This window comes from Cupriavidus sp. 01L46 (assembly GCF_056399905.1).
Genome location: NZ_JBFTSF010000217.1, coordinates 1 through 11,203, shown reverse-complemented (window position 1 = coordinate 11,203; position 11,203 = coordinate 1). Strand labels below are relative to the sequence as shown.

The following is an 11,203-nucleotide window of genomic DNA, read 5'->3' as shown; positions in this document are numbered from 1 at the left end:
GGGCCTGTCAGAAATTTTGTGTTTAGGGCATAACATGTCGCCAAGGAGCATGTATGCCACGCAAGACGAAGACCAGCCAAGCCGCAGACCGTGAACTGCCGGCCATTCCCGAAGACCTGATCGCCCATTTCGTTAAGGGTCCCATGACCGCCGAGGCGGTTCAGAACGCCTCGATGGCGTTCAAGAAGGCCCTGATCGAGCGGGCCCTAGGCGCCGAGCTAGGCCATCACCTAGGCTACCAGCCGGGCGCGGAGCGCCCGCCCGGCACGGCCAACCAGCGCAACGGCAAGAGCGCCAAGACCGTCCTGACCGAGGACGGGCCGCTGCGGGTGGACATCCCGCGCGACCGCGAGGGCAGCTTTGAGCCGCTCCTGATTCCCAAGCACGAGCGGCGTTTCACCGGGTTCGACGACAAGATCATCGCCATGTACGCCCGCGGCATGACCGTGCGCGAGATCCAGGCGTTTCTGGCGGAACAGTACGGCACCGAAGTCTCGCCCGAGTTCATCAGTTCGGTGACCGATGCGGTCATGGACGAAGTCACCGCCTGGCAGGCCCGCCCGCTCGAGGCGATGTACCCGGTGGTGTTCTTCGACGCGCTGCGCGTCAAGATGCGTGAGGACGGCGTGGTGCGCAACAAGGCTGTCTACCTGGCCCTGGGCGTACTGCCAGACGGCACGCGCGACATCCTGGGCCTGTGGATCGAAACCACCGAAGGCGCCAAGTTCTGGATGAAGGTGTTCAATGACCTGAAGACCCGCGGCACGCAGGACATCCTGATTGCGGTGACTGACGGGCTCAAGGGCATGGAACAGGCCCTGAACGCGGTGTTCCCGAACACGACGCTGCAGACCTGCATCGTGCATCTGATCCGCAATAGCCTGGAATATGCCGGCTGGAAGGAGCGCCGGGCCGTAGCGGCTGCGCTCAAGCCCGTGTACACGGCGCCCACCGTCGAGGCGGCGCTAGCCGCACTGGCGGCCTTCGAGCAAGGAGAATGGGGGAAGAAGTACCCCCCGATCGCTGCGTCCTGGCGTCGCGCCTGGGACCAGGTGATCCCGTTCTTTATGTTCCCGCCGGCGATCCGCAAGATCATTTACACGACCAACGCCATTGAGAGCATCAATGCGCAACTGCGCAAGATCATCAAGACGCGCGGGCACTTCCCCAGCGACGAGGCGGCAACCAAGCTGCTGTGGCTGGCCCTGCGCAACATTACAGGAAGCTGGGGCAGTTCAACACACGATTGGAAGGCTGCTATGAACCAGTTCGCGATCCTGTACGAGGAGCGCTTCACCCATCCGCATCGTTGAGATAATGCTGCACTCACCGCTCAAGTCGACGGTGAGTCTATACCTGCCCTGCACACAAAAAAACTGACAGGCCCAAACCGCATGACCCAGTGGTCACGTGGTGGTGCCCCTCATCGCTTTGCTCGGTGAGTGTTCGGGCATCTGCCGTTCGCGGTGCGTAGCACCACGATCCGGCCTGCCTTGGTGGTTTCGTGGTTTTGTCTCTGGCGGTGGCCGCCCGGCCATTTGATGCCCTGCCGTACCGGCGCGAGCGGCACCGTGCTATCGCCCCCTCTGGTTTCGTGGTGGGCGCCGTGGCCCGTCCGCGAGGGCCGCGCCCGCACCTCACCGCGCTCGTCCTCCGAGACAAAACCACGAAACCAGCCACACCCGAAACGGCGCAGCACTTCGCCCCGCGAACGGCAGATGTGGGAACGGTCACCGCGCACGAGGYCAGGGGCCGCACCACGTAACCCATGGGTCATGCAAGTGTGATGTCCTTYGGGCCGSTAGAATCCGCCAGCCAACACTCCGGGCCGTACGACGCAACCACCGAGGTCCAAACAGCCTTATTGCTCTGCTCCCGGCAGGGCGGCTTTCTTTTCGTTAGTTTTCTTTGCCGGTCAAAGAAAAGTGACCGGCAGCCCCCGCAGGGGGATGTCGTATGGCACTTGGGTGCAAACGCCATCGCCGATGAAATAAACAGCGACCAACCCCAGCAGGGCAATGTCGTATGGCCCTTGCGCCCAAAAACCAACACCGCCCACTCCCCCAAAGCCTCCCCCAAAACCTCCCCCCAAGACTCCCCCTAACCTTTTGCTACACTGCCCCCCAAACAATCCGGTTGAAGCCAATGAACGCCCAAGAAGTTGCCTCCTACCTGCAGACCAATCCCCAGTTCTTCGAAGACAACGCTGAACTGCTGGCCACGGTGCAACTCACCAGCCCGCATAGCCACCGCGCGGTGTCGCTGCAGGAGCGCCAGATGGAAATCCTGCGCGAGAAAAACAAAGGCCTGGAGCTGAAGCTGGCGGATCTGGTCCGCCACGGCCATGACAACGACCGCACCCAGCAGCGCATGCACGCCTGGCAGTTGCGCCTGCTGGCCGAGGTGGACTCGCACGCGCTGCCGTATGCGGTCCAGGACGGCTTGCAGCAAGTGTTCGACGTGCCTGGCGTGGCCCTCAAGCTGTGGAATGTGGCGCAGAGCTACGCGCACATGGAAGTGGCGCAGGGCGCGAGCGAAGACGTCCGGCTGTTTGCCGAGGGCCTGCGCGCGCCGTATTGCGGCGCCAACAGTGGCTTCGAGGCCGCGGCCTGGCTGGAGCGCGACGATATCGCCTCGCTGGCCATGGTGACGCTGCGCGTGCCCACGCGCGACGCCGGCACGCTCGGCGCGGCCTTTGGCCTGCTGGTGCTGGGCTCGCCCGAGCCGCGGCGCTTCCACGAGGGCATGGGCACGGCCTACCTGGCGCAGATCGGCGAAGTGGCGGGTGCCGCGCTGAACCGCCTGCGCGACTGATGGAGCCGAGCCGCGCGCGCAAGGCCGCTTCGCCTGCGGCGAAGAAGCCGGCTGCGCGCAAGGAGGCCGTCGAGGCGCCGCTCGACAAGCAGCCGCCCGGCCCGGTCGTGCTGCGCTATCTGGAGTGGCTCGCCAGCAGCCGCAAGCTGGCTGTCCACACGCTGACCAGCTACGCCCGCGACCTGTCCGTGCTGCAAGCGCACGCCGCGCGCCATGCGCCGGGCATTGCGCTGTTGTCGCTGCAGACCCACCATATCCGCGCCTTTGCCGCACGCATGCACGGCAGCGGCCTGGCCGGCACCAGCATTGCCCGCACGCTGTCGGCGTGGCGCGGCTTCTTCCTGTGGGCCGCGCGCCATGGCCTGGGCGTGGAGGCCAACCCGGTGGACGGCGTGCGCGCGCCAAAATCCGGGCACCGGCTGCCCAAGGCCTTGTCGGTGGAGCACGCGGTGGCGCTGGTCTCGCACAACGCGGGCGACGGCGCCGAGGGGCGGCGCGACCAGGCTGTCTACGAGTTGTTCTACTCCAGCGGGCTGCGCGTGTCGGAGCTGGTGCAGCTGGACGCGCGCTATGCCGAGGATGGGGAATACCGCTCCGCAGGCTGGATCGACATGGACGGTGCCGAGGTCACGGTGATCGGCAAGGGCTCGCGACGGCGCACCGTGCCCGTTGGCAGCAAGGCCATGGAAGCGCTGCGCGCGTGGCTGGCGGTGCGTCCGGAGCTGCTGCGCCCCGGTGGGCTGCCGGATGATGCGCATGCGCTGTTCCTGAGCGCGCGCGGGCGGCGCTTGCCGGCGCGCACGGTGCAGTTGCGCATCAAGCAGCAGGCGATCCGGGCCGGCGTGCCGACCGACGTGCATCCGCACATGCTGCGGCACTCCTTTGCCACCCACGTGCTGCAATCCTCGGGCGACCTGCGCGCGGTGCAGGAGATGCTCGGGCACGCCAGCGTGGCCACCACCCAGATCTATACCGCGCTGGATTTCCAGCACCTGGCCAAGGTCTATGACAAGGCGCACCCGCGCGCGGGCAGGGCGCACACAGGGCCGGCGCCGGTGGTGGTTCCGAAGGCCGTGGACGCGGGCAAAGACGCCGAAGATGCCGAAGTCGAAAAAGACGCAAAAGACGCAAAAGAAGCAGAAGCCGGCAAGGGCGGCTAACCCTCCCACTGCGCCAGGATGCCCCGGAAGGCTTCCATCTCCGGCAGCAGCCACGCGCGGAAGGCCTTTACCTTGGGCGCCTCCAGCATGCCTGCCGAGCAGACGAAGTAGAGCAGCCACGGGCAGGTAATGCTCACATCGAAGAGCCGCACCACGCGCCCCGACAGCAGGTCGTTATAGGCCAGCGACGAGCGGATCAGCGCAATGCCCTGGCCCGCGGCGGCTGCCTGCAGCAGCAGCGAGGAGTCCTCCAGCAGCAGGCCCTTGCGCGGTTCCGGCCAGTCCAGGCCGGCGGCTTCGAACCACGGCTTCCACGGATCGCCCTCGCCGCGCAGCAGCGACATGCCTTTCATGTCCTGCGGCCGCGCCGGCAGCTTGCCGCCGTTGAAGGCCGGGCTGCAGACCGGGAAGAACACGTCGTCCAGCAGCTTCTCCACATACAGGCCGGGATAGTCGCCGCTGCCCATGCGCAACGCGATGTCGACTTCCTCGCGCCCGAAATCCACCAGCGTGTTGGACGACAGCAGTTCCACGTCCAGCTCGGGATGCTGCTCGATAAAGCTGCCGATGCGCGGCGTGAGCCAGCGCGCGGCAAATGACGGCATGGTGCTGATGGTGAGGCGCTTGTCGCGGTTGCCGGCCTGCAGCGCCCGGGTAGCATCGGCGATCTCCAGCAGGGCTTCGCGCACGCGCCCGGCGTAGGCCCGGCCACCGGGTGTCAGGGTCACACGCTTGCCGTTGCGCTCGAACAGGGCCTGGCCCAGCTCTTCCTCCAGCGCGCGGATCTGGTGGCTGACCGCGCCGTGGGTGACGAACAGCTCGGTGGCCGCGCGCGAAAAGCTCTCGTGGCGGGCGGCTGCCTCGAACGCGCGCAGCGCGGTCAGCCCCGGCAGGCGCGGCAGCTCGCGGTGCCAGCCACGTGGCAAATCTCTCTCCCATGCTCCCTTCAGCGCCATCGTCCACCTCGTCTTATGTGAGCTTACCTAACAAGAACAAGGAAAATATATCGTTTTGGAAGAGGACCGGCAATCACTAGAATGCAATGCATCGGGGCGCTACCCGCACCGGTGCCGATCCAGTACCAGGCAAGACCAAGCATAAGCCCGCCAGGGCTGAGCTGATCGGCGGCCGCCCATTCCGGGCAAGCGGGCGAGGCAGCCGACGATGTCAGCGAAGGATGCCCAACATGAAAACATTGCTCACAACGACCCTGTTCACCCTGAGCCCGGGCGAAGTTACCTCCCTTTCCATCCACGCCGGCCAGCGCCTGCGCGTCGAAGAGGCCACGGGGATCGATGTCTGGGTGACCCGTGAAGGCGATTCGGAAGACTACTGGCTGCGTTGCGGCGGTAGCCTGCTGCTCAACAGCGGCGATGAAATCACGCTCAGCGTGGACCCGCGCGCAGCCGAGCCGGTACGCCTGGCCCTGATCGCCGAAGCCCGCCGGCCGGCGACCAACGTGTCGCACCTGGTGGCGCGCATGGCGCGGCGCCTGGTTCGAGGCACCGAGTGGACGCCTAACCAGGACCAGGTCACGGCTTCCTGAGCCAGCGGATACCGATGCAGATGGCCGCGCGCGCGGCCATCTGCGGCTGATCCACGCCAGGCCGGCAAGCAAGGACGCAACGCCAACGTCATAAAGACACACCGAAAGACACGAAAGACACACCAGAAAAGGGGCGGCCTCCTGTGAGATCCGCCCCTTTTCGCTAAACTGCCGGGATGCAATCGATACAAGTCATCGAACGGGGCCGGCAAGAGTACGAGCCCTGTTTCGACGCGATGCGCGCCTTTACCGCCGCACGCACCCCCGACACCCCCGACCAGATCTGGCTGGTCGAGCACCCCCCGGTCTATACCCTCGGCCAGGCGGGAGATCCCGCGCATGTGCTGGCCCCTGACGATGCGATCCCCGTCGTGCGGATCGATCGTGGCGGACAGGTCACCTATCATGGTCCCGGCCAGGTCGTGGCCTATCTGCTGCTCGACCTGCGCCGCCGTCACCTGATGGTGCGCGAGCTCGTCCATGCGATCGAGCAGGCCGTGCTGGATACGCTCGCGGCGTATAATCTCGCAGCCGAACGCAAGCCCGGCGCGCCTGGTATCTACCTTTCCGAAGGCCGGCACCAGGGCGCCAAGATCGCCGCGCTCGGCCTCAAGATCCGCAATGGCTGCAGCTATCACGGCGTCAGCCTCAACGTGCAGATGGACCTCGCGCCCTTCCTGCGCATCAACCCCTGCGGCTATGCCGGCCTGGAAACGGTCGACATGGCAACGGCGGGCGCCACCTTCGCGGTGGCCGATGCGGCGGGTGCGTCCCGCTTGCCCGTGACCGCGGCACAACAAGCCGATATCGCGCGGCGCCTTGCGGCGGCGCTGTGTGAGGTGCTGGCAGAGGCGCAAGAGCGCGCCCTGGCGGCCCAACGGAATACCGCCGCGGCCCTGGCCACTTAGTCATCCAGCCGAATATGCACGCACCGCGCGTGCGGAGAACACTATGAGCGACGCCCTGATCGCCACTTCCAGCGAAGCCCCGCAACCCCAGGCGGAGCAGTACGACCCGACCCGCAAGCAGAAGTCGGCGGACAAGACCGCGCGCATCCCCATCAAGATCGTGCCGGCCGAGAAGCTCAAGAAGCCCGAGTGGATCCGCGTCAAGGCGGCCACCGGCAGCTCGCGCTTCTATGAGATCAAGGACATCCTGCGCGCCAACAACCTGGTGACGGTATGTGAGGAAGCCAGCTGCCCGAACATCGGCGAGTGCTTCGGCAAGGGCACCGCCACGTTCATGATCATGGGCGACAAGTGCACCCGCCGCTGCCCGTTCTGTGATGTGGGCCACGGCCGTCCCGATCCGCTGGATGTCAACGAGCCGGGCAACCTGGCCCGCACCATCGCCCAGCTCAAGCTGAACTACGTGGTGATCACCAGCGTCGACCGCGACGATCTGCGCGACGGCGGCGCCCAGCATTTTGTCGATTGCATCACGCTGACCCGCGAGCTGTCGCCGGCCACCCGCATCGAAGTGCTGGTGCCGGACTTCCGCGGCCGCCTGGACAAGGCGCTGGACATCCTGCAGGCCGGCCCGCCTGACGTGATGAACCACAACATGGAAACCGTGCCCCGCCTGTACAAGCAGGCCCGCCCGGGCGCCGACTACGCGCACTCGCTCAAGCTGCTGCAAGAGTTCAAGCGCCGCAACCCGGCCGTGGCCACCAAGTCCGGCCTGATGGTGGGCCTGGGCGAGACCGACGAGGAAATCCTCGAAGTCATGCGCGACATGCGCGCCCACGACATCGACATGCTGACCATCGGCCAGTACCTGGCGCCGTCGGGCCACCACCTGCCGGTGATGCGCTACGTGCATCCGGACACCTTCAAGATGTTCGAGGCCGAGGCCTACAAGATGGGCTTCACCCATGCCGCCGTGGGCGCCATGGTGCGCAGCTCCTACCACGCGGACGAGCAGGCGCATAAGGCCGGGTTCGCCTGAGGCCCAGCCTTGCGCCCTACGGCGCGCATCAGCCCGTCGAGAAGACCGGCCGGTATTTACCGGCCGGTCTTTTTTTGTCCCGCCGTTGCATGCGCGCCACGGATGAGCGCATTTCCCGGAAATTCTTTTGCCCTTGTCATGCCCAGCCCGGCAGGGGCGCACGCACCCGCATCGAGCAGGGCCGGTGCGACGCGAGAGCCGCACCGGGCGCTCCTGCACCGGATGCAATCGCCGCGCCCGGTACCCGCACCGAGGCGGTGCGCCAACGCTATCCCGCATGAAGACGTAGCACCGAGCGCCTAGGGTCAACACCTAGCCACAGCATCTTCTTGTTTGGTTATTATGAATTTATCGATAAATCGTCGATGAAATAGCGATCTCACTCTCGGACCCGTCGCAGCCGGCACCGCGCCTGACTAGTACAGCGCGCCCGCCTACACTGCAAGACAGGTCCCCCGCTGGTGCCGCCCATGACCCGATGTTCCGTTCACCGCCTGGCCGAGCAGGCACTGCTGTGCAGCGTGCCCCCGCCGGCCTCGCTAGAAGTACAGCGACGTATCTGGGCCATGGCCCAGCGCGCCGCCGAGTGGCGTGGCGTGGTCGATGCGGTGCCGGGCATGAACAATCTCACCGTGGTGTTCGACCGCGAAGCCGATCCCGAAGCGCTGGAGCGCAACCTGAAGCTCGCCTGGGCTTCCGGCGAAGCGCGTGCCGCCACCGGCAAGCTGGTCGAGATCCCGGTGCGCTACGGCGGCGAGCATGGCCCCGACCTGGCCGAAGTCGCGGCGCATACGGGCCTCACGGCGCAGGAAGTGGTACGCCGCCACAGCGCGGGCGAGTACGTCGTCTACTTCCTCGGCTTCCAGCCCGGCTTTGCCTACATGGGCGGCCTGGACCCGGCGCTGGCCACGCCGCGGCGGCGCGAGCCGCGTCTGTCTGTACCCGCGGGCATGGTCGGCATCGGCGGCGAGCAGACCGGCATCTACCCGGCAACCGCCCCCGGCGGCTGGCAATTGATCGGGCACACCACCAGCCAACTCTTCCTGGCAGACCGCGATCCGCCTTCCCTGTTTGCGCCCGGCGATACCGTGCGCTTTGTCGTCGAGGCGCTGCTGCCATGATCGAAATCACCCGGCCCGGCGCGCTGGCCTCGGTCCAGGACCTTGGCCGTCCCGGCTTTCGCCGCTTTGGCGTGGGCACCGCGGGCGCGCTCGATACTGTCGCGCTCACCATCGGCAACCGCCTGCTGGGCAATCCGGCGGGCGACGCCGCCATCGAATTCACGCTGGGCCGCGCCGCCGTGCGTTTCCATGCCGACATGCGCGTGGCGCTGACCGGCGCCGAATGCCGGGCCAACCTGGACGGCGTGCCGGTCTGGTCGTGGCATGCCTTCGACGTGCGCCGCGGCGAAACGCTGACGCTGTCGGCGGCGCAGGGCGGCACCCGTACCTATCTGTGCGTGGCGGGCGGCATCGCCGTGGCGCCGGTGATGGGCTCGCGCAGCACCGACCTCAAAGCCGGCTTTGGCGGCCTGGGTGGCCGCGCGCTGCATGAAGGCGACCGCCTCGACGCGGGCCGGCCCGGCGTGGCCGAGGACAGCGACTGGCTGGGCGTGCAGGCGCCATCCTGGGCGCTGCCGGTGAAAAAGCTCGGCGACGCGATGCCGATCCGCATGTTGCCCGGCATCGAGTACGAGGATTTCGACGCCGCCGCGCGCGAAGCGCTGTGGCAGTCCGACTGGATCGTCACGCCCAACAGCAACCGCATGGGCTTGCGCCTGCAAGGCCCGGCCCTGGCGCGCCAGCCCGAGCGCGCGGCCGACCTGCTCTCGCATGGCGTGCTGCCGGGCGTGGTCCAGGTGCCGCCGGCCGGCCAGCCCATCGTGCTGATGGCCGACGCGCAGACCACCGGCGGCTATCCCAAGATCGGCGTGGTGATCGGCGCCGACCTGTGGCGGCTGGCGCAGGTGCCGCTGGGGGCGCCGGTGCGCTTCGTGCGCGTCACGCTGGATGAGGCCGCCGCTGCGCAAGCCGAGCTGGACCGGTACCTGCAGCAACTGGATCAGGCGCTGCAGTGGCAGGGCGACGGCATGGTGATCGCCTCGCGGCGGCGCACGCGTACCCGCGCTGCGGTGGCCTGAGTCGCCTAACGGGCAACGACAGCACAACAGCACCACAGAACCACAGCAACCCCAACACCTCAACACAAGCCGCAAGACCGGTGAGGAGCAACGCAATGCATATCGACCTGAACGCCGACCTCGGCGAAGGCTGCGGCAACGACCGCGAATTGCTGGGGCTGATCAGCTCGGCCAACGTGGCCTGCGGCTGGCACGCCGGCGACGCCGCCACCATGCTGCAGACCGTGAAGTGGGCACTGGAGCAGGGCGTCGCCATCGGCGCGCATCCCAGCTATCCCGACCGCGAGAACTTTGGCCGCACCGAGATGCAGCTCGATCCCGAGGTGGTGTACGCGAACACGCTCTACCAGATCGGCGCCCTGGCAGCGCTGGTGCGCGCGCAGGGCGGCCAGCTGGCCCACGTGAAGGCGCACGGCGCGCTCTACAACCAGGCCGCCAAGGATCCCAAGCTGGCCGAGGCCATCGTGCGCGCGGTGCGCGACTTCGACTCCGACCTGGTCTTCTTCGGCCTGGCCGGCAGCGTCATGGTGAAGGTGGCGCGCGAAGCCGGCCTGAAGGTCAAGGAAGAAGTCTTCGCCGACCGCGGCTACAACCCCGACGGCTCGCTGGTCAAGCGCGGCACGCCTGGCGCGCTGCACGAAGACGAGAACGTGGCACTGGGCCAGACGCTGGACATGGTGCGCGAGCAGCGCGTGCGCGCCATCGACGGCACCTATGTACCGATTCGCGCCGAAACCGTGTGTCTGCACGGCGACGGCGCACACGCGCTTGCCTTTGCGCGCCGCATTCGCGAGCGGCTCGGCGCCGAAGGCATCGCAATCCGCGCTGGAGTCTGAGGGGCACGCCACACCTAACGGACGCGCCCCCAGGCTTCCGGCTTTCACTGTGCCCCGTGGGTGTCGAGCAGCATGACGCGACGCAGGGCACTCGCCTCCATCACACTCTATTGGTGTCTCTCATGGAACAGGCAGTCAACCTCTGGCCCCTAGTTGGGGTCGGCATCATCATCCTTGGCTTCGTGCTGCGCTTCAACCCCATGATGGTGGTGGCGCTTGCCGCCATCGCCACCGGGCTGGCGGCAACCATGCCGGTCATGCAGATCTTCACGGCGATCGGCACCGCCTTCGTCAAGACGCGCAACCTGCCGCTCATCATCCTGCTGCCGCTGGCGGTGATCGGCCTGCTCGAGCGCCACGGGCTGCGCGAGCATGCCCAGGCATGGATCTCGCGCATCGCGTCGGCCACCGTGGGACGCCTGCTGATCGTCTACCTCGGCGTGCGCGAGCTCACCGCCGCGGTGGGCCTGACCAGCCTCGGCGGCCATCCGCAGATGGTGCGCCCGCTGCTGGCCCCGATGGCCGAAGGCGCGGCCGAGACCCGCTTCGGCAAGCTGCCCGAGCCGATCCGCCAGCGCGTGCTGGCCTTCTGCGCGGCCACCGATAACGTTGGCCTGTTTTTCGGCGAAGACATCTTCGTGGCCTTCGGCGCCATCGCGCTGATGCACACCTTCTTGCTGTCGTCCAACATCGACGTGGAACCGCTGCATATCGCCGTGTGGGGCATCCCCACCGCGATCTGCGCCTTCCTGATCCACGC

At 67.1% G+C, this 11,203-nt stretch carries 11 protein-coding genes; 10 read left to right on the top strand and 1 reads right to left on the bottom strand.

All coding sequences use genetic code 11. The features are described 5' to 3' along the window. The first annotated feature begins 53 nt into the window (after window positions 1-53). The 3 genes from AC1DS3_RS28245 (at window position 54) to AC1DS3_RS28235 (ending at window position 3,974) form a co-directional block, all read left to right on the top strand. Window positions 54-1,313, top strand: coding sequence for an IS256 family transposase (locus AC1DS3_RS28245; protein WP_441641650.1), 1,260 nt, complete (start codon window positions 54-56; stop codon window positions 1,311-1,313). 832 nt (window positions 1,314-2,145) lie between these two features. Next, window positions 2,146-2,814 (top strand): DUF484 family protein, encoded by a 669-nt coding sequence (locus tag AC1DS3_RS28240; protein ID WP_441641339.1) that lies wholly within the window; start codon window positions 2,146-2,148, stop codon window positions 2,812-2,814. Next, the gene (locus AC1DS3_RS28235; RefSeq protein ID WP_441641338.1) at window positions 2,814-3,974 is read left to right on the top strand and encodes a tyrosine recombinase XerC; all 1,161 of its coding nucleotides are present in this window, start codon (window positions 2,814-2,816) and stop codon (window positions 3,972-3,974) included. The genes AC1DS3_RS28240 and AC1DS3_RS28235 overlap by 1 nt, the downstream gene beginning before the upstream one ends. Here the strand turns inward: AC1DS3_RS28235 and AC1DS3_RS28230 are convergent. Then, on the bottom strand, window positions 3,971-4,930 hold the full coding sequence (locus AC1DS3_RS28230; protein WP_043351136.1) for a transcriptional regulator GcvA: 960 nt from the start codon (window positions 4,928-4,930) through the stop codon (window positions 3,971-3,973). The genes AC1DS3_RS28235 and AC1DS3_RS28230 overlap by 4 nt on opposite strands. Window positions 4,931-5,160: 230 nt before the next feature. Here AC1DS3_RS28230 and AC1DS3_RS28225 point away from each other — a divergent pair, with 230 nt between their 5' ends. The 7 genes from AC1DS3_RS28225 to AC1DS3_RS28195 all read left to right on the top strand — a co-directional run. Next, a complete protein-coding gene (locus AC1DS3_RS28225; protein WP_441641337.1) occupies window positions 5,161-5,520 on the top strand; it encodes a DUF2917 domain-containing protein in 360 nt (119 codons plus the stop codon). 176 nt (window positions 5,521-5,696) lie between these two features. Next, window positions 5,697-6,428: a lipoyl(octanoyl) transferase LipB gene (lipB, locus tag AC1DS3_RS28220; RefSeq protein WP_441641336.1), complete on the top strand. Its 732-nt coding sequence runs from the start codon at window positions 5,697-5,699 to the stop codon at window positions 6,426-6,428. Between the two features lie 43 nt (window positions 6,429-6,471). Then, window positions 6,472-7,467 (top strand): lipoyl synthase, encoded by a 996-nt coding sequence (gene lipA, locus AC1DS3_RS28215; RefSeq protein WP_150992653.1) that lies wholly within the window; start codon window positions 6,472-6,474, stop codon window positions 7,465-7,467. A gap of 470 nt (window positions 7,468-7,937) precedes the next feature. Next, window positions 7,938-8,588, top strand: coding sequence for a 5-oxoprolinase subunit PxpB (gene pxpB, locus AC1DS3_RS28210; RefSeq protein ID WP_441641335.1), 651 nt, complete (start codon window positions 7,938-7,940; stop codon window positions 8,586-8,588). Next, a complete protein-coding gene (locus tag AC1DS3_RS28205) occupies window positions 8,585-9,607 on the top strand; it encodes a 5-oxoprolinase subunit C family protein (RefSeq protein WP_441641334.1) in 1,023 nt (340 codons plus the stop codon). The genes pxpB and AC1DS3_RS28205 overlap by 4 nt, the downstream gene beginning before the upstream one ends. 95 nt (window positions 9,608-9,702) lie before the next feature. Further along, window positions 9,703-10,443 carry a 5-oxoprolinase subunit PxpA gene (pxpA, locus tag AC1DS3_RS28200; RefSeq protein WP_441641333.1) on the top strand — a complete coding sequence of 247 codons (741 nt, stop codon included), beginning with the start codon at window positions 9,703-9,705 and terminating at the stop codon, window positions 10,441-10,443. Between the two features lie 122 nt (window positions 10,444-10,565). Further along, a partial coding sequence (locus AC1DS3_RS28195) for a DUF969 domain-containing protein (RefSeq protein ID WP_477128397.1) occupies window positions 10,566-11,203 on the top strand: 638 nt, incomplete at its 3' end.